Annotated in this window: 18 protein-coding genes; 6 read left to right on the top strand and 12 right to left on the bottom strand. The window is 55.0% G+C overall.

What is annotated here, in order from left to right; translation table 11 throughout:
- Positions 1 to 91: 91 nt before the first annotated feature.
- The 3 genes from H2508_RS02110 to H2508_RS02100 all read left to right on the top strand — a co-directional run bounded on the left by H2508_RS02110 (position 92) and on the right by H2508_RS02100 (position 4,096).
- The gene (locus tag H2508_RS02110) at positions 92 to 1,564 is read left to right on the top strand and encodes an acyl-CoA carboxylase subunit beta (RefSeq protein ID WP_182168747.1); all 1,473 of its coding nucleotides are present in this window, start codon (positions 92 to 94) and stop codon (positions 1,562 to 1,564) included.
- 80 nt (positions 1,565 to 1,644) lie between these two features.
- Positions 1,645 to 3,462, top strand: a complete 1,818-nt coding sequence (recQ, locus tag H2508_RS02105; protein ID WP_182168746.1) for a DNA helicase RecQ — start codon at positions 1,645 to 1,647, stop codon at positions 3,460 to 3,462.
- A 205-nt stretch (positions 3,463 to 3,667) separates the two neighbouring features.
- Entirely contained in the window at positions 3,668 to 4,096 is a 429-nt protein-coding gene (locus H2508_RS02100) for a nuclear transport factor 2 family protein (RefSeq protein WP_182168745.1), read from the top strand.
- A gap of 3 nt (positions 4,097 to 4,099) precedes the next feature.
- Here H2508_RS02100 and H2508_RS02095 read toward each other — a convergent pair whose 3' ends face one another.
- From H2508_RS02095 to H2508_RS02070, 6 genes are all read right to left on the bottom strand, one after another.
- Positions 4,100 to 4,993 carry a ThuA domain-containing protein gene (locus H2508_RS02095; protein ID WP_182168744.1) on the bottom strand — a complete coding sequence of 298 codons (894 nt, stop codon included), beginning with the start codon at positions 4,991 to 4,993 and terminating at the stop codon, positions 4,100 to 4,102.
- A gap of 39 nt (positions 4,994 to 5,032) precedes the next feature.
- Positions 5,033 to 5,482 carry a hypothetical protein gene (locus H2508_RS02090; RefSeq protein WP_182168743.1) on the bottom strand — a complete coding sequence of 150 codons (450 nt, stop codon included), beginning with the start codon at positions 5,480 to 5,482 and terminating at the stop codon, positions 5,033 to 5,035.
- Between the two features lie 113 nt (positions 5,483 to 5,595).
- Positions 5,596 to 6,090, bottom strand: a complete 495-nt coding sequence (locus H2508_RS02085) for a regulatory protein RecX (RefSeq protein WP_328799288.1) — start codon at positions 6,088 to 6,090, stop codon at positions 5,596 to 5,598.
- Between the two features lie 223 nt (positions 6,091 to 6,313).
- Entirely contained in the window at positions 6,314 to 7,360 is a 1,047-nt protein-coding gene (gene recA, locus H2508_RS02080; RefSeq protein WP_182168742.1) for a recombinase RecA, read from the bottom strand.
- A gap of 307 nt (positions 7,361 to 7,667) precedes the next feature.
- Positions 7,668 to 7,976: a chaperone modulator CbpM gene (locus H2508_RS02075; protein WP_182168741.1), complete on the bottom strand. Its 309-nt coding sequence runs from the start codon at positions 7,974 to 7,976 to the stop codon at positions 7,668 to 7,670.
- The gene (locus H2508_RS02070; protein WP_182168740.1) at positions 7,973 to 8,920 is read right to left on the bottom strand and encodes a DnaJ C-terminal domain-containing protein; all 948 of its coding nucleotides are present in this window, start codon (positions 8,918 to 8,920) and stop codon (positions 7,973 to 7,975) included. The genes H2508_RS02075 and H2508_RS02070 overlap by 4 nt, the downstream gene beginning before the upstream one ends.
- 193 nt (positions 8,921 to 9,113) lie before the next feature.
- Between H2508_RS02070 and H2508_RS02065 the strand changes: the two genes are divergently transcribed.
- From H2508_RS02065 to fdxA, 3 genes are all read left to right on the top strand, one after another.
- Positions 9,114 to 10,364: an MFS transporter gene (locus H2508_RS02065; RefSeq protein ID WP_182168739.1), complete on the top strand. Its 1,251-nt coding sequence runs from the start codon at positions 9,114 to 9,116 to the stop codon at positions 10,362 to 10,364.
- A gap of 129 nt (positions 10,365 to 10,493) precedes the next feature.
- Positions 10,494 to 13,031 carry a DNA mismatch repair protein MutS gene (gene mutS, locus H2508_RS02060; protein ID WP_182170667.1) on the top strand — a complete coding sequence of 846 codons (2,538 nt, stop codon included), beginning with the start codon at positions 10,494 to 10,496 and terminating at the stop codon, positions 13,029 to 13,031.
- Between the two features lie 74 nt (positions 13,032 to 13,105).
- A complete protein-coding gene (fdxA, locus tag H2508_RS02055) occupies positions 13,106 to 13,429 on the top strand; it encodes a ferredoxin FdxA (RefSeq protein ID WP_182168738.1) in 324 nt (107 codons plus the stop codon).
- An 82-nt stretch (positions 13,430 to 13,511) separates the two neighbouring features.
- On the opposite strand, the gene rpoS is transcribed toward fdxA, so the two are convergent.
- The 6 genes from rpoS to ispF all read right to left on the bottom strand — a co-directional run bounded on the left by rpoS (position 13,512) and on the right by ispF (position 18,716).
- A complete protein-coding gene (rpoS, locus tag H2508_RS02050; RefSeq protein ID WP_220463554.1) occupies positions 13,512 to 14,558 on the bottom strand; it encodes an RNA polymerase sigma factor RpoS in 1,047 nt (348 codons plus the stop codon).
- Positions 14,559 to 14,707: 149 nt separating this feature from the next.
- Positions 14,708 to 15,526 carry a peptidoglycan DD-metalloendopeptidase family protein gene (locus H2508_RS02045; RefSeq protein ID WP_328799287.1) on the bottom strand — a complete coding sequence of 273 codons (819 nt, stop codon included), beginning with the start codon at positions 15,524 to 15,526 and terminating at the stop codon, positions 14,708 to 14,710.
- A gap of 52 nt (positions 15,527 to 15,578) precedes the next feature.
- Entirely contained in the window at positions 15,579 to 16,529 is a 951-nt protein-coding gene (locus H2508_RS02040) for a DUF368 domain-containing protein (protein ID WP_328799286.1), read from the bottom strand.
- Complete coding sequence (locus tag H2508_RS02035) at positions 16,530 to 17,192, bottom strand: protein-L-isoaspartate(D-aspartate) O-methyltransferase (protein ID WP_328799285.1); 663 nt, start codon at positions 17,190 to 17,192, stop codon at positions 16,530 to 16,532. It lies immediately after the preceding gene.
- Complete coding sequence (truD, locus tag H2508_RS02030; protein ID WP_182168737.1) at positions 17,185 to 18,243, bottom strand: tRNA pseudouridine(13) synthase TruD; 1,059 nt, start codon at positions 18,241 to 18,243, stop codon at positions 17,185 to 17,187. The genes H2508_RS02035 and truD overlap by 8 nt, the downstream gene beginning before the upstream one ends.
- A complete protein-coding gene (ispF, locus tag H2508_RS02025; RefSeq protein WP_182170650.1) occupies positions 18,240 to 18,716 on the bottom strand; it encodes a 2-C-methyl-D-erythritol 2,4-cyclodiphosphate synthase in 477 nt (158 codons plus the stop codon). The genes truD and ispF overlap by 4 nt, the downstream gene beginning before the upstream one ends.

Raw genomic sequence — 18,716 nt, 5'->3', positions numbered from 1 at the left:
TAGACCCCTGCCACGCTGCTGGCGTTGTCCTCCGGCATAACTTACCGTAACGTCCTGCTATCAATAACTAGAGAGATAGCAGGCACTATCAGTGGTAGACAATCGAACAGCGTGGCAAGCCCTACTGGGCCAACTTCATGAGCGTCAGACCAGCGCTCAAAGCATGGGCGGTGAAGAACGTATTGCGCGACAGCATCAGCGTCAACGCCTAACCGCAAGGGAGCGTATCGAGCAGCTTTGTGACCCCGACAGTTTTACTGAATACGGCGCCTTAGCCGGTGGCTGTCACCCAGCTGGCGCTGCCAGCGTACCAGCTGATGCACTCGTTGCGGGGATCGGTCGAATCGACGGTGCAAGCGCTGTTATTTTAGCCGAGGATTTTACCGTAAAAGGTGGCTCCATCGGTCACCCCAACGCCGCGAAACGCGCCCGCATGGTGCGTTTAGCACTCGAACAAAAATTACCCTTAGTCCTCCTGTTAGACGGCGCTGGTGAGCGCGCTAGCAACCAGTCTGAACGCTATCCACACGCGCCTGGAGACCTGCAGTTAGTGGCCGACTTAAAAGGCCAGGTACCAGTCGTCACAGTCGTGATGGGCAGCTCTGCGGGTCACGGTGCACTGACCGGTATGTTCGCCGACCTGATTATTATGTCGCGCAATGCCAGTATGTTCAGTGCCGGCCCCCCCTTAGTAGCTGCGGCTCTGGGGCAAGAACTCAGCCCTGAGCAGCTTGGCAGCGCAAGCATGCACTGCGCCACTAGTGGCGTGGGACATAATATGGCTGACAGCGACGAAGACTGCCTCAGCTTGGCACGGCGCTTTCTCAGCTACTTACCAAAACGCGCCGGTGACCCACTGCCCATTGACGCCAATGCCAGTGAAGCTGCAGCGCGCGAGATCGATGATTTACTGGATATTATACCGCCTGCACCGCAGTTGAGTTACAACATGCATGCGGTACTAGAGCGCACCGTGGATAGTGGCAGCCTATTGGAGCTCCAGCCGCTCTATGGCAGCAATATCATCACGGCTTTAGCGCGCATTGGCGGTATGCCCTGCCTGATCTTGGCCAACCAACCGGCAGTCCAAGCGGGAGCCATCACTACCGAGGCTGCCGACAAAGCGAGCCACTTTTTGGAAGTGGCCGCTGCCTTTGGCTTGCCGCTGGTTAGCCTAGTCGACAACCCCGGCGTCATGCCTGGGCCAGCATCAGAGAAAGCCGGGGTACTAAAAGCAGCCGGCCGGATGTTTCGTGCGCAGCGGGCCTGTCGCAGTAAAAAGGTCGTGGTCACTCTGCGTAAAGCCTTCGGCTTTGGCAGTTCGGTGATGGGCATGAACCCCTTTGATCACCAGGTGGCTAGCCTAGCACTGCCCTGCGTTAGCTTAGGCGGCGTACCGGCTTTAGGGGGAGCTGCTGCTAGCGGTGCGGATCAGGCCGAAGCCCAGCAAATGGAAAGCCTGCAGGCCGGAGCTTGGATACCCGCCGATGCGATGGCCTTCGACCGCGTGATCGACCCCAGACAACTGCGCAATGAAATTATTGCGGCTTTATACGCCAGCTAATATCAGCTTTTCCTCTTGGGGAGATAAATGAATGTTTATGGCGGGCGCCCTGAGCTCTCAGCTCCGGTATACTGCCCGCCATGACTACCCAGCTCTCCCCCGCTCTCGACACCCTACAAACCGTATTTGGCTACAGCGATTTTCGCCTGCAACAAGAGGAGATCATCGAGGGGCTGATCGCTGGCCACGATACTCTCGTGTTGATGCCAACCGGTGGCGGAAAATCATTGTGTTACCAGGTGCCCGCGCTAGTTCGCGAGGGCTGTGGCATCGTGGTATCCCCTTTAATCGCCCTAATGCAAGACCAGGTCGATGCCTTACAACAGCTGGGGGTTCGCGCCAGCTACCTCAACTCCACTCTGCCGGCAGATGAAGCCTACCGGGTAGAACGAGCACTGCTGACGGGTGAGCTAGACCTGCTCTACGTCGCCCCGGAGCGCCTAATACAAGAGCGCACACTGACGCTCTTAGAACAAAGCAAAATTGCCTTATTCGCTATTGATGAGGCACACTGCGTCTCCCAGTGGGGTCACGACTTTAGAGCTGATTATCTACAACTGTCTATTTTGCATCAGCGTTTTCCACAGATCCCACGCATTGCACTCACCGCGACCGCCGATGCCCGCACTCGACAGGAAATCATCCAAAGGCTGGATTTAGCAGACGCTAAACAGTTTATTGCAGGCTTTGATCGACCCAATATTTGCTACCGTATTGCTCTAAAGCACAACCCGCGGCAGCAACTCTTGCGCTTTTTAAAGAACGAACACCCCAAAGACGCAGGCATTATCTATTGTCTATCGCGCAAAAAAACCGAGGACATCGCCGCCTGGCTAAATACCCAAGGTTTTAACGCGCTGCCTTATCACGCAGGCCTGGATGCAAAACTTCGAGCCACCCACCAGTCTCGCTTTCTGCGCGAAGAAGGCATCATCATGGTTGCCACGATAGCCTTCGGGATGGGTATCGATAAACCCGATGTGCGCTTTGTGGCACACCTAGACCTACCTAAGACGGTGGAGTCTTACTATCAGGAAACTGGCCGCGCCGGCCGTGATGGCCAGCCGGCTAATGCCTGGATGATCTACGGCTTGCAAGACGTGATCAAGCTACGGCAAATGATGGACAACTCTCAGGGCAGTGAAGAACACAAGCGCGCGGAACAACAGCGCCTCAATGCCATGCTCGGGCTCTGCGAAATCACCAGTTGCCGCCGTCAGGCACTGCTACATTACTTTGGTGACAGCTTGACGCAAAACTGTGGCAACTGCGACAGCTGCCTGAACCCGGTAGCAACTTGGGACGGTACCGAGGCAGCTCAGATGGCCCTCAGCACTGCTTATCGCAGCGGCCAGCGCTTTGGTGTTAACCACTTAATTGATGTGCTCCGCGGCGTCGAAAACGAACGCATAACGCAGCTTGGGCACGACCAGCTCAGCACTTACGGTATCGGCAAGAAACTAGACGCCAATCAATGGCGCTCAGTATTTCGGCAACTTGTCGCTAGGGGCTATCTAAGCGTTGATATGGAGCGCTATAACGCGCTGCGTCTACAAGATAAGTGCCGTCCTCTGCTACGCGGGGAAGAATCGCTCGATCTACGCCGCGACCCAGTACAGGCCCCCGCTCGTAAACAAACCAAACAAGCGCTGCCCGATGATATCGATGTCGCGCTTTGGGAGGCCCTGCGCGAGTGCCGCCGAGAGCTCGCCGAAGAACAAGGGATTCCCCCTTACATCATCTTGCATGATCGAAGTTTGAAAGAAATGTGCCAATTCCTACCCCAAAACTTGGCTGAAATGGCCCAAATCAGTGGTATCGGAGAGCGCAAGCTCGATAAATACGGCGCTGAATTCCTCAATGTCATTCACGCGCACCTTGCCGAGCCAGTCACCTAGTAAGCACCTTCACTCCCTAAGATGCAGATCAGCTCATCGACTTAGTTCAATTGATAAGCCCTCTGCCGGCAATAAAACTAAAAAACCGCAGATCTAGTCATTCGGCTCAGTATGCTGAACTCCTCAGTGTGGCAGTCAAATCTCATCCGTCTATCATGCGAGAGAATCAACACCAACGCAGAACATGACCGAGGCACTATAAGCGATGAGTAATAAAACAGACTATAAAGCAATCGTGAAGCAGTTTTTTGCCGACCTCAATGCGGGCAAAGTCGACGAGGTCGTTTCGGTCTACGCCGAAGACGGTGCAGTCGAGACTATGGGGAACACACTGATTTCCGGTGAATTTAAGGGCCCCGAACTCACCAAGGCGTTGACCAGCATCTACGATATTTTCCCCAAGGGGCTGCGTTTTACGGTGCACGGCATGATTGCGGAAGGTGAAAAGGTTGCGGTCGAAGCGACTAGCGCCGGCGAACACATTTCCGGTCAAGACTACGAAAACCAGTACCACTTCTTATTTGAGTTTGATCAGGGCAAGCTGCGCCGCTTACGCGAGTACATGGATACTGAGCAAGTCACCGATGTCATATGTCGCGGGCAACGCCGCCCATTCGGCGCCGGTGCTGATTAAAGACTAATTGAGCAGCGACGGACAATGGCTATCGCTCAAGCCTAAAGTCCAGGCTAGTGCGTTCTCTAGCAGCTTGCGATGTTCGCTTTGATCAAAGGACTCTGCGCTGTGCCCCAGCGCAGAGTAAATGCTGCGACCCTTGCCAACACAATTTGACCAAATCACTGGGTGGTCATCCATCCGCAGGCTGCGCTCTTTATTGAATAGTTTGACCACGGGGCTGTAGCTATCTTCATCCACTGTGGCCAAGACATGAAAGCCATTCACTCTGGGGCTGCTCTCCCAGGAATACCATTCCTCTTCATGCTCCCACTCGCTCGGCAGGCCCAGCATGAGCGGATGTTGCTCATCCTCGACCAGCACCCGAGCAGTTTGAAATTGTGGCCCCATGATATGTGCAGTGAACTTGGCGCCGATCAAATTCTCCATATACCAAGGCCAAGCCTTATGGGAGCCATCCCCTGCAGCATGAATCCCCAGCCAGCCACCGCCCTGCTCTAACCAGCGCTGAAAGGCCAGCTGTTGCTCTGTACTGAGCATATCGCCGGTGGCATTGAGAAACACTACTGCTGCAAAACGCTGCAGGTCATCTGGGTTAAATACTGCACCATTTTCAGTACTGAACACTGCCCAGCCGCGCTCTTGCGCAATCTGAGCTAGACGTGCCCGCCCCGCCACAATGCCCTCTTTATGACGAAACTGGTTGGTTTTACTGAACAGCAGAATAGCCGGAGACTCCAAAGCGACAGGCAAAGTCGGCGCCTTCACATCGTGCTGGCTAGAGGGAAACAAAATATGCCAAGCCCCAACATAGTAGACCAGCGCCGCAGCAGCCAATAGCAGTACTAGCAGCGCAATCAAGATGCCTTTAAAGCAGCGCTTTAAAGAGCTTGCCATAGTGCTCCCCAAAGCCTGCAATGATGCTCAGTCATCAGCTCAGCGCAGAATATTGCGACTGTTCATGATGCCGGCATAGAAAAAGAACACAAAAGCCAGTACCACAATCATGGCTGAAAGCAGCAGTGATAAGGGCTCATTCATCACCTCCGGTCGATCGGCAAACATAAAGCCATAGACCGTTGTTGCAATCGCGGTCAAGAAAGAGAGAAATAAGGCCCATACCGCAAGGCGCTTACGTAATAACAGGAAGATAGAGCCCAATACGCCTGACCAAACAGCGATGGCCCAGCAGGCAATTGCCCAAACTGGCATCGCGTAGAAGTAGTCAAGCAGCTCAGCACTAAAACGCCCCATGTACTGCTCATTGCGGGTACTTGTCATTAGGTAATCAAAGGCGCCAATGCTATTCCAAACTAGCGACAGCGCGCCAACCAACCACAAATGCCAGGGTATGCGCCGCTTGCGTCGATCAGCTAGTAGGGACATAGATTCTCTCCTTTGGAATAAAGTGTAGGGTTTTCCAAAGTCGGATTATAACGCTTGCAGCTTTACTCTACCCAGCCCCCTGAGAGAAATTTGCAAGGCATTCTTAGTCAGGCTTAATCGAAGAGGCTTTCTAAATGCTCCATGGCAAAGCCGCGGTACTGCATAAAACGCAGACGCTTAGATTTTTCCTTGATATCAGGCGCGGCGTTCCTGCCATATTTCTTCTGGTAAACCTCAAAGGCCAGTTCATACCAGTTAATGTCTAGCGCTTCTAGCGCCTGAGCTAGCTGCTCATCGGACAGACCTTTATGGCGCATTTCCTGTCGCAGTCGCAGTGGGCCGTAGCCACGCAGAGCACGCTGCCTAACGAAACTCTCGGCAAAGCGGCTATCACTCTGTAGGTTTTCATCACTTAAACGCTGTAACTCACTGTCAATCAACAGTTGGTCGCTAAAACGTCGCCCTAATTTTTCGCGCAACTCCTGGCGGGAATGCTCCCGGCGAGCTAGCAAGTTCATAGCCGCGTAGCGGATATCGGCCGGCTTGTCGGCACTAAGATTAGCTTGCCCACGGCCCTCTGTAGCATCTTGGCTGCGCGACTTAGGCACGACAACAGCCTTTCTGAATAAGAGCAATCCATGGAGCAGCTTGATGTGCTATGAGTATCAAAGAAGGCTTATAAAAAACGGCGCCGGGAGCGAGAGTGGGCTCAGTGGACCCGGCGCCGCAAGGGGAAGTGCTAGAGAGAGTGTTTAGCATGTAGACAAATTGAACAATCGCGCTGAAGGCTGCCGAAGGCTTAAGCCCCGCGACAGCCACTTTTATTTGAGATTACTTGGCGGCAGCTTTTTCGACTGCTTCGGCCTCCGCTACCGCATCCTCCGGTAATGCTGTGCCCATGGTCTGGTGCCGAATCTGTGCTTCGATTTCCTCGGCAATCTGGGGGTTTTCTTTCAGGTACTTAGCAGCATTAGCTTTACCCTGACCAATTTTATCGCCCTTGTAAGCGTACCAAGCACCGGACTTATCAATTAGATTCAACTTCACCCCCCAATCTACTACCTCGCCCAAGTGGAAGATGCCCTGGCCGTACATAATCTGGAACTCAGCCTGTTTAAAGGGTGGTGACACCTTGTTCTTAACCACCTTGACGCGAGTTTCGTTGCCGATCACTTCGTCGCCATCCTTCACCGCACCGATGCGGCGAATATCTAGGCGCACAGAAGAGTAGAACTTAAGCGCGTTACCACCTGTAGTGGTTTCCGGGTTGCCAAACATGACGCCAATTTTCATCCGGATCTGGTTAATGAAAATCACCAGACAGTTCGATTGCTTGATGGCGCCAGTGAGCTTGCGCATGGCTTGGCTGAGCAGGCGAGCTTGCAAACCGACGTGGGAATCACCCATTTCACCTTCAATTTCCGCCTTCGGTGTCAATGCCGCCACGGAGTCGACCACCAGTACATCCACTGCCCCAGAGCGCACCAGCATCTCTGCCACTTCCAGTGCCTGCTCACCGGTATCAGGCTGTGACAGAAGCATGTCATCGACATTTACGCCCAGTTTTTCAGCGTAGATTGGATCCAGCGCATGCTCGGCATCGATGAAAGCCGCTGTGCCGCCTGCTTTTTGCGCCTCGGCGATGACCTGCAGAGTCAGCGTGGTTTTACCCGAGGACTCAGGGCCGTAAATTTCACAGATACGGCCTTTAGGCAGGCCGCCAATACCCAAGGCAATATCTAAGCCCAATGAGCCGGTGGAAATAGCGGGAATGGCGACGCGCTCGCTATCACCCATGCGCATCACAGTTCCTTTACCGAACTGTCGCTCAATTTGGCTCAGGGCTGCATCGAGGGCTTTCTGCTTATTGGCATCCATAATCACTTTCTCCGTGGGGCTGTGCTGAACCCTCACCGCAGTCAATCTAGGATAGCGGGACAGTTCGGCTTAATCTGGGATTGGCGACTTCAGGCATCTAGCCAGCGCCGCCAACTACTGTATATATACTCAGTGCTTTGAGTCTGAATTGCAAGCTCAAAAATCGATGAATTTTGGCCGCTTTTAAAAAATGTCTAAAATTGACACACTCAGCCGCCCTCAAGAGCTTCGCGGCTAATACTGAGCGAAAACAGGCCGTCGAGTAAAGTGGCGCAGAAGCATAAAGTCAGCGAAGCCCTTTTGCAGCTTAGTCTTCTAACAAAAAGCGCTGTAATTGCTGTCTTAAGTTGCGATTGTCCCGGTGTAATTGATCGCGCTGTTGCAAGAGATCGATCAGCATTGCTGTCGCCACCCAATCTAACTCCAGGTCTCTGCGTAAACGCAGGGCCTTTTGCATCCAGCCAGCGCTGGCTGTATCAAACTCCCAGTCCCGCGCATTGCGCCCACGCAGTGGCCGCGCGATCCCATACTCGACAATGGTCGTTACCTGCTGCTCTGAAATACCTTCATGCTCGCAAAGCTCACGTACGCTAATGTGCAAAATACTGCTGGTCATGCTTTCGCCTCCCATGCAGCCCGTGGCTCAAAGGCTGCCTCTTCGCTCAACTGCCGCCACAAATCTCGGGTCTTGTCGTTATTCGTAGTAGGCATTACCACTTTGAGCACCGCAAATAAATCACCGCGCCCCTGTTTGTTGCGCAAACCCTTGCCCCTCACACGCAGTTTAGTACCCGACTGGCTGCCCGGCGCCACTGTTAGAGAAATCTTGCCCTCCAGGGTCGGCACCGTCACTTTAGCACCTAATGCTGCCTCCCAAGGGGCTAGCGGTACAGTGAGCAATAGATCAGAGCCCTCCACATCAAACTGGGGATGAGGCACTAAGCGTATATGTAAATACAAATCGCCGTCGGGCGCGCCGCCTTGCCCCGCGCCACCCTGGCCCTTTAAGCGAATACGCTCGCCTTCAGCAACCCCCGCCGGAATGGTGACCTTGAGCGATTTACGCCGAGTCGTACGCCGGCCATTTTCAATCACGGGTAAGTCATATTCCAGCGGCTTGCGGGTATCTTCGATGGTTTCTTCGAGGAAAATGGGCATCTCTATCTCGACATCCTGCCCACGCAGGCCGCCGCCGGTTTGGCCCGCCCCAGGGGCAAAACCATCACCAAATATTGAGCTAAAGAAGTCAGAGAAGTCGCCACTAAACTGCGCCTCTGCGCCAGATCCAGCTCTGGCATGAGAGCGCCAGTTAGGTGGCGGCTCAAAGCCCCCGCCAGGTCTGCCACCATAGCGACGCAATTCATCAAACTCTGCGCGGCGCTGGTCATTCCCCAACACCTCCCATGCCTCAGCAACTTCCTTAAATTTGGCCTCTGCATCATCGCCCGGATTGAGATCGGGGTGATATTTGCGCGCCAGCTTGCGGTAGGCTTTTTTAATATCAGCCTTTTCCGCACTCGGCTCCACGCCAAGTATCTTGTAGTAATCTTTAAACTCCATAGTACTTTCCACTCATCCTTGTAGTCGCCCCTCAAGGGGGCAGCGCCTTGCAGCTGCAATCACTTTCAACAACGAGCACAGCCTCTATTTGATAGCTAATATATGGGTGCTAAAGGCTTAAAATACAAGTCTCTGCATTGCCAGCTAACAGTGTAGACGCTAGAGTGACTAGCCACTGAAAACACCCTGTCGAATGCCAGCTACAGCCACCAAAAACCATCCTAGCAAAAGCCTTTCAGCACTGGCCGAACCCCTGTTCCGTCGCTATTTTTTAGCCTCATCGCTGTCCACCATGGGCACTTGGATCACTCGCTTCCTACTCGGCTGGATCGCTTGGGACTTAAGCCATGCAGCGCTTTGGGTCGGCATTGCCAGCGCCTTGATGCTGTTGCCCAGCTTTGTGCTATCGCCGCTGTTTGGCGTGGTCTCAGACCGAGTAAGTCCGCGCAACGGTTTATTAGTGACACTCTCTTCTCAAGCGGTGCTGGCCGCTGTCGCCGGCCTGGTCATGCACTACGGCTGGTTTTCTCTGACTTGGCTGTTGAGCATGACCCTATTACTAGGCAGCATCAGCGCCGCTCATCAACCCCTGCGCCTGGCCCTCATTCCCCGCTTAGTCAGCCGTGACGCCCTACCCGGAACCATTGGTCTCTCGGCCATCATGTTCAATCTGTCGCGCATTTTGGGGCCCGCCGCAGCCGGTGCATTACTCAGCAGCGCCAGTGCCGCCAGCGCGTTTCTGGCCTCCTCCTTACTCTTTGCGGGCGCCTTCACCGCACTGCTGCGGGTGCGAGGTATTCGCGGCGCCCAGCAAGCCACGCGCAGCTCAGTGCTTGAACAGTTAGGCGAAGGCCTGCGTTTCGCTAGGCGCAGTCCACTGATTCGCTTGATCCTGTTGTTTACCTTGGTCAACGGCATCCTCGGGCGCACCGTGATCGAGTTGCTGCCGGCAGTTTCCGGGCGACTGCTCGAGGGCAATGCCACCACGCTAGCCACCTTGACCGCCGCCGCTGGCGCCGGCTCAATCTGCGGCGGCCTACTGCTGACTCGTTATCGCAGTGATGATCAAGCCCTGCTGCACATGGTGCTAATTAGCCTCGCCGCCAGCTCCCTTGTCCTAGCCCCCATATACTGGGCCAGTGGCATTTGGAGCGTGGGGGCCATTGTTTTGCTACTGGCTATGGCCACCACCATGGCCGGCACCGGCTGTCAGGCACTGGCCCAGTTGCAGGTAAGTGATGAGTTCCGCGGCCGCGTGTTGAGCCTCTGGGCCGTCGCCACCATGGCCGCGCCGGCACTGGGCAGCTTTGGCATGGGCGCCCTTGCGGATATATTCGGCTTTGTGCCCGTCCTGCTCAGTTTTGCGGCGCTGAGTTTGGCGGCCAGTTATGGCTTATACCGCGGCCATAAAAGGCTGATGCTAACAAACAGGCAAGAGATTTGAAGCAGCTGGAACTACTGTCTAGTGCCCGAAACTGGTACTGTGTGCGGCGAGTTCCATTCCACGTAATTAGTAGTAGACCCTATCTTGAAAAACGACAGCCCTAAATCCACAGAGCAGCAACACACCCCCATGATGCGCCAATACCTGCGCATTAAAGCCGAGCACCCCAACGACTTGCTGTTCTACCGTATGGGGGATTTTTACGAGTTGTTCAATGATGACGCCAAGCGCGCGGCGGAGATTCTCGATATCACTCTGACCGCTCGGGGTAAGTCCAGTGGCCAGCCAATCCCGATGGCTGGGGTGCCCTATCACGCTGCGGAAGCTTATCTGGCACGCTTGGTGCGCGCCGGTATCTCGGTGGCGATCTGTGAACAAACCGGCGATCCGGCGACCAGTAAGGGCCCGGTGGAGCGCAAGGTGGTGCGGGTGGTTACGCCTGGCACCTTGAGTGATGAGGCACTGCTGGAAGACCGGGTAGAGAATCTGCTGCTGGCCATTAACAGCCAAGGGGAACACTACGGCTTGGCTTATCTGGACCTAGCCAGCGGTCGCTTCCGCGCCATGGAGCTGCAGGGCGAAGAGGCCCTTGCCGGCGAATTACAGCGCCTCAACCCGGCCGAAACACTACACTGTGAAACACTGTCGCTACCGGTGGTGACTGAGCGACGCGGCGCACGGGCGCAGCCTGAATGGGAGTTTGATTTAGAAAGCGCACGTCGGGCGCTGAACACGCAGTTTCAAACCCATGATTTAAAGGGTTTTGGCTGCGATGCTCTGCCGCTAGCCATCGGCGCCGCCGGCTGCCTACTGCAGTACGTTAAAGATACTCAGCGCAGCAGCCTGCCCCATATCCGCAGTATCAGCCACGAAAACCGCGCCGACAGCGTGATCCTCGATGCCGCCACCCGGCGCAACCTAGAAATTGACATCAACTTGGCCGGTGGCGATAGCAACACCCTACTTTCGGTGATGGATCGCTGCGTGACCGCCATGGGTAGTCGCCTGCTGCGGCGCTGGCTACACCGCCCGCTAACCGACATCACAATACTTGAAGGGCGACAGCAGGCCATTGCCGCGCTCTGCGACAACTATCGTTATGAGTCCTTGCGCAAGGCACTGAAACCGGTCGGTGATATGGAGCGTATTCTATCCCGAGTGGCCTTGCGCTCGGCCCGACCACGGGATTTATCCAGACTCTGCGCCTCTTTAGCAGCACTTCCCCAGCTGCGCAGTGAGCTGGACCAAACGCAAGCCGCCGCGCGCCTAGAGGCGCTGTCACAACAATGTGCTGAATACCCGGCGCTGGTGGAGTTGCTGCAAAGGGCCATTGTCGAAAATCCGCCAGTGGTGATTCGCGATGGCGGCGTTATCGCTGAGGGCTATGATGCCGAATTAGATGAGCTGCGCCAGATCAGTAGCAACGCCGGCAACTACCTGCTGGAAATAGAACAACGAGAGCGCCAAGCTACTGGCATCTCCACACTCAAAGTCGGCTACAACCGGGTGCACGGCTATTACATCGAAATCAGTCGCGCCCAGTCCGACCGCGCCCCCGACAGCTATGTCCGGCGCCAAACCCTTAAAAATGCCGAGCGTTTTATTACGCCAGAGCTAAAAACCTTTGAGGACAAGGCGCTATCGAGTAAAAGCCGCGCCTTAGCAAGAGAAAAAGCACTCTATGAGGCTTTAATAGAGACGCTGAATAAAGAGCTCGCCAGCCTGCAAGATAGCGCTGCCGCTGTAGCCGAAATTGATGTCTTGGCGAATTTAGCCGAGCGCGCTGACAGCCTGCGCATGTGCCGGCCACAGTTCTGCCAAGAGCAGCTCTTTGAAGTTAGCCAGGGGCGCCACTTAGTGGTTGAGCAAGTGCTAGAAGAGCCCTTTATTGCCAATGACACCCTGCTCAACGATCAGCGGCGCATGCTGCTGATTACCGGTCCCAATATGGGCGGTAAATCGACCTATATGCGCCAGAATGCGGTGATCGCTCTACTGGCTCACATTGGCAGCTTTGTCCCTGCCCAAGCGGCACGACTAGCCCCTATTGACCGCATTTTTACCCGCATTGGCTCCTCTGATGATTTAGCCAGTGGCCGCTCCACTTTTATGGTGGAGATGACCGAAACGGCCAATATTTTGCACAACGCCACGCCGCGCAGTTTGGTACTCATGGATGAGGTAGGTCGCGGCACCAGCACCTTTGATGGACTGAGCTTGGCTTGGGCGGCCGCAGTCGCCCTGGCCCGCTCAGTGCGGGCCTTTACCTTGTTTTCAACTCACTATTTTGAGCTCACCGCCCTGCCAGAGCAGTGTCAAACAATGGCTAACGTTCATCTGGGCGCCACAGAGCACCAAGATCACGTGGTCTTCCTGCATAACATTCAAGAGGGCCCGGCCAACCGCAGTTACGGTTTGCAAGTAGCCAAGCTGGCCGGCATCCCAGATGCCGTGCTGCAAGCTGCCCAGCACAAGCTGGAAGAGCTTGAAACTGGCCGCGCGGCAGCCAACGCCAGCCTTGCCTCTGCGCCCCCGGCTCAGGCAGAGCTGTTTGGCTCTGCCGAGCCACACCCGGCAGTCATTGAGCTGGAAGCGCTGGATATTGACGACTTAAGCCCTCGGGCGGCACTCGATACACTCTACCGCTTAAAGGCATTGCTCAATTAAAGGGACTTCAAATTTGCTGGCTCAGGGGGTACACTACGCGCCCTTTCAACTTGGGCCCAGAAGGCGGTTACAGCATGACTTTTGTTGTTGGTGAACAGTGTATCAAGTGTAAGCACACTGATTGTGTGGAAGTATGTCCCGTAGATTGTTTCTACGAAGGCCCCAACTTTCTGGTAATTCATCCCGACGAATGCATCGATTGTGCACTGTGTGAGCCGGAATGCCCAGTGGATGCCATTTACTCGGAAGATGAGCTACCGGAAGATCAGCAGGTCTTTCTGGAACTGAACGCCGAGCTCGCTGAAGTGTGGCCGAACATCACCGAGATGAAAGAGCCACCTGCAGACGCTGAAGAGTGGGCAAACAAGCCCAACAAACTTGAGTTACTCGAGCGTTAATCGCTGCTACTCGATCATAAAAAAACCTGCCGAAAGCAGGTTTTTTTATGCCCGCAGAATATTAAGCCAAGCCTAAAGACTGCTAGTTGAACAAGGATTCGCTGCTCAAGCCCTCGGTTTCTATCATAGAGCGCAAGCGGCGCAGGGCCTCAACTTGTATTTGACGCACACGCTCTCGCGTTAAACCGATCTCTTGGCCAACCTGCTCTAAGGTGCTGCTTTCATGGCCGCGCAAACCAAAACGACGGGACACCACTTCGCGCTGCTTATCCGGCAACGCCTCCAGCCAAAGGCTCACACTGTCTTGCATGTCCTCTTCCTGGAGTAACTTGGAGGGATCTGAAACCTGCGTATCGGCAATGGTATCAACCACTGTTTTGTCGGAATCTGGCCCGACAGGCAAGTCGACCGAGGTCACCCGCTCGTTTAGACCCAATACTCGAATCACATCTTCCAGCGGCTTATCGAGCATCTCAGCAATTTCTTCAGCTCTGGGTTCGTGATCGAGTTTTTGAGTCAATTCTCGCGCCGCACGCAAATACACATTGAGCTCTTTAACCACATGAATCGGCAGGCGAATGGTACGGGTTTGGTTCATAATCCCGCGCTCAATGGTCTGCCTAATCCACCAGGTTGCGTAAGTCGAAAAACGGAAACCGCGTTCAGGGTCAAACTTCTCCACTGCGCGAATCAAACCTAAATTGCCCTCTTCAATCAGGTCGAGTAGGGTCAACCCGCGGTTGATATAGCGGCGAGAAATTTTCACCACAAGGCGCAAGTTACTTTCAATCATGCGCTGACGACTCGCCTCGTCTCCCTGACGAGCCAGCCGGGCAAAATACTTCTCTTCCTCCGCCGTGAGCAGTGGCGAATAACCAATTTCATTCAAATACAACTGCGTTGCATCCAAGGATTTCTCAGAGCGGCGTGATAGTTGTTTAGCTCGCTGAAAGCTATTGTCTACACTTAAATCGCTTGCCTGATCAGTTGTAGTGCTTGACGGAGGTTTAGGAGAGGCTATTTTTTGATTGTAGTGTGGGGGCTTCGCAGCAGATTTGCTGGCGGGGCTAAGGGTGTTGCTCCTTGACGAAATCCGTCTCGGGCTTCTTTTTGGCGCGTCCACTTCCATGATGTACCTCGTTATTATTCTACGGGTAATAAGAGTTTTCTACCGCCGGTCTGACAGAATACCTCAGGAGCAATATCTTTATCAAGAGGCCGCAGGAAGATTAGTGGCAGCTAATGCCGGCTGGACTGAATAATTGGATTGGGGGCGATTTAACGCTTTGGCAACAAGCGCAGGGGGTCGACTGGCCGCCCCTCTTTACGGATTTCAAAATGTAGCTTCACGCTGTCGGTGCCGGTATTACCTTTTTCAGCAATTTTCTGACCAGCGCGAACCGTGGCGCCTTCAGGCACCAGCAAACGCTCATTGTGGCCATAAGCACTGAGGTAAGTGTCGTTGTGTTTGACGATTAATAGCTCACCAAAACCGGCTATACCGGTACCGGCATAAACCACCACACCATCGGCAACTGCCTCTACCGGCTCGCCACGCGTTCCCGCAATATCGATGCCCTTGTGCAGAGAAGCTGAGAATCCTCGCACGACTTTACCGCTTGAGGGCCAGCGCCAAGCGCTGACTGGAGCGCGGGGAGGAAGCGCTGTGCGCGCGGGTGAGGGCTTAAGGGGCTTTTCCTCAGGCACGGTTGAAGGGGGTGGCGCTGTTTTCTGAGTCGTAGTACTCGGCTTAGGCTGCGCTTTTGCCACAGGCTTTTTAGCGGCAACTTTGCCAGATGAGGGGAGCGCCCCCTCACGCAACTGCAGTATTTGCCCAGGATAAATGGTATAGGGAGCAGGTATTTTGTTAGCCGCCGCCAAGGCGCGAAAATCGAGCCCATGCCGCCAAGCTATTGAGTACAAGGTGTCACCGCGTTTTACCGCGTACTGCCCTGAACCGAGGCTGCCACCGCGCTGCAGAACCAGCGGCCGCGAGCTGTCAGCAGGATAATTGCGGTCTTCAACCGGCGCCGGTGGATTGCCGCCACAGCCAGCGAGGCAAAGCAGCAGTAAGCTGCAGAACAGCGCTCTTGGCACACAACCCCCTTCCTTTACGCCTCGCTTGCTATATTCATCACGCCGGCAGCGCTTATGATTGCTGAGCAGGTGACTCACCCCAGCGCCGGTCAATCAACCACACTGCCAAGGCCCCCAGCAAGGCCACCGCAATACACAACAGAAGCTGCGGATTTTCACCGCTGATCTGCAGGTACTCTGCCGGCATTACCGGAAATTGCTGAACCGGCTTCATTTCACCGTCTGACGCTCTTATCCAGCTCTCGACCCTCTTCCAGGGCCAAACCACCAGTAAAGAGCCGAACAAAAAGCCCGTTAGCAATGCCATCGTGGCACTGTGAAACTTTTCCAGCAAGTAGTGCAACAAACGGGAGAAGCACATCAAACCGCTGGCGGCACCAGTGGCAAACACCAGAATAAAGAGCAGATCTAAGGACCGCAGCGCCATCAATACTGGCGCGTACATGCCGAGCAAGACCAGAATAAAGCTCCCTGAAATACCGGGTAAAATCATCGCACATATAGCGATAAAGCCAGCAAAAAATACACTTGTCATACCGCCACCTAGGCCAATGGCCGGCGACAAGGCAATCGCCAAGGCCACCGAAATACCGAGCAAGAGTGCCACTATCCGCTGGGCTGTCCACTGCCCCACCTGCTTGAGCAGCACAAGGGCAGAGGCCAGTATCAAACCAAAAAAGAAGGCCCACAGGGGCACTGGATGGCTTTCAAGCAACCAGGACACAAGCCGCGCGAGGGATAGCATACTGGTGGCGATGCCGAGTAATAATGCAACTAAGAACAGTGCATCCACATGCTTCCAAGCCGCTGCAAAACGAGCGCGCAGCAACAGGCGCAGCAAAGCCAGATCAAAGGATTTAATAGCGGCCAATAGGCGGTCATAAATGCCGGTAATAAAAGCCATGGTGCCGCCAGACACACCCGGTACAATATCTGCCGCGCCCATCAGCAGACCGCGCAAGAACACGCCAATATATGTCAGCAATTGATCCTGCTTAGCCACTTAGCGCACCGTCCCTGGCCGCAGCGGCACAAAGCGGACGGGCTCAATAATGTTGGTAACGAAGCCTTCCGGGCTGCGCCTGACAACCTGTAAGTGCTGGCTCTGCCCGCCAACAGGTATCACCAGGCGACCATTCGGTGCCAACTGCTGCAGCAGTTCTTGCGGAATACGCTCTGGCGCAGCGGCACTGAGGATGCCATCGAAGGGCCCTTTATCAGCCCAGCCAAGCGCCCCATCGCTGTGTCGTAATTGCACGTTGCGCAGTTTGAGCTGGCGCATACGGGGACGGGCGCGATCGAGCAAGGCCTTAATCCGCTCCACGCCGTATACCTGAGTGACCAACTGAGCTAGTACGGCAGTCTGGTAGCCAGAGCCAACGCCAATTTCTAAGACGTTTTCACAGGGGCCATCTTCAAGCAAAAGCTCCGTCATGCGAGCGACGATATAGGGCTGAGACAGGGTTTGCTGATAGCCAATTGGCAGCGCTGTGTCTTCGTAAGCGCGGTGTGCCATGGCTTCATCCAAAAACAAATGCCGCGGCGTCGTGCGCATCACCTCTAACACCGCTTGATCGCGGATGCCCTGCTCGACGAGTCGCTGCACCAATCGTTCACGCGTGCGCTGAGAGGTCATCCCAATGCCTTTCAGGTCGACACTACTCACGGCCCTCACCACCCCCAATATTCCCTTGTTTGTATTCTACAATCTGTGCCAGCACGGCGGTGGCGTAGCTCCCCGGGCTAAGGCTAAACTCCAGCCGCAAGCTGCCATCATCACAAAAGTGCCAGCAAAAGTCATCTGCTAGCACGCGGCTCGGACGATAATCCAAGCTCAGCCCTTGGGCCTCTAGAAAGCTGCAAATATCCTGTTCTGCCGCCAGCAGATCGGCCTGCTCGGCACAGCGTTCAGCGCCCTGCATAAGCTTGCCCCTACCCCACATCGGCAAGGCTGGATGGATATCACCCTCGGCGGCGCGACGCTCGATCTCGCTATCGGGTTGCTCACAACTAAACTGGCTGCGCGTGCCCTGTAGCATACAGACATCGCCCGGCAGCACACGATCCCAGCTACCCTCAGTTACACGCGCCGCCAACAGGGTGTTAAAGATATGGGCGCGCAGGGCTGAGAGATACAAACTGCGTTTATTGCGACTGAGCCGGCGCCCGCCTCGGACTTGCCATTGTCTGGCCTGCAATAAGGTAGCCCCGCTGTGACCGAAGCGCTGCTCACCAAAATAATTTGGCACACCTTGGGCTCGCACTTGCTCTAAACTGAGCATCAGGGACTGCAAATCGCCACGGAGCTCGCGCAAGGTCAAAATAAAACGATTGGCGCGGTGCACACCGCGACGCAGTTTTTTCAGGTGACGGGTGACCTCTAGTACTGCCACATCACCCTGCTCAGACAAAGCCTGCCAGTCCGGCTCCGGGCGGCCAGCGAGGCCCACGCTAAACCACTGCCGCGTCAGCGCATGGCGATCCTTCATGCCACTAAAACCAATGTCACGCAGTGGGGTGGCGCTTAGCACAGCAATTCGCTGAGCTAAATCAGCGGTATTTAAGCCGCGCTTTTCTAAGTGCAAAAACACGTGCTCGCCCTGACCGTCTGGGCTAAAGCCGAGCTGCTCGCGCACGATAAAATCTTCCGGGGTCGTACGTATACGAGCTTGAACTGTCGGGGCCTGACCTGCGACTGGGCGCGGGCTAGCTATCATTTAGCCGCTACCAGCAAGACCACGGCATGGGCCGCAATACCCTCTTCACGGCCGACAAAGCCGAGCTTTTCAGTGGTGGTCGCCTTCACATTGACCTGCTCTACTGTGCTGTGGGTATCTTGGGCAATGTACTGTTGCATGCGCGCTATATGCCCAGCCAACTTAGGCGCCTGAGCAATGACAGTGGCATCTAGGTTAGCTAGCTGCCAACCTGCCTGCTCCACCTTGGCCATGACTGCACGCAGCAATTCCCGGCTATCGGCGCCGGCAAAGGCTGGGTCGGTATCGGGAAAGTGACGGCCAATATCCCCGGCCGCAATAGCGCCGAGTAAGGCATCACATATGGCGTGAAGTAAGACATCGCCGTCAGAGTGTGCCACTAGGCCCTGCCGATGGGGAACTCTTACACCGCCCAACACCACTGAGTCACCACTACCAAAGCGGTGCACATCGTAGCCGTGGCCAATTCGCAT

The sequence above is a fragment of the Sediminihaliea albiluteola genome (assembly GCF_014077625.1).
Lineage (GTDB): Bacteria > Pseudomonadota > Gammaproteobacteria > Pseudomonadales > Halieaceae > Sediminihaliea > Sediminihaliea albiluteola.
Note: the sequence above shows the minus strand (reverse complement) of the source record. Positions and strands in the feature narration are given on the sequence as shown.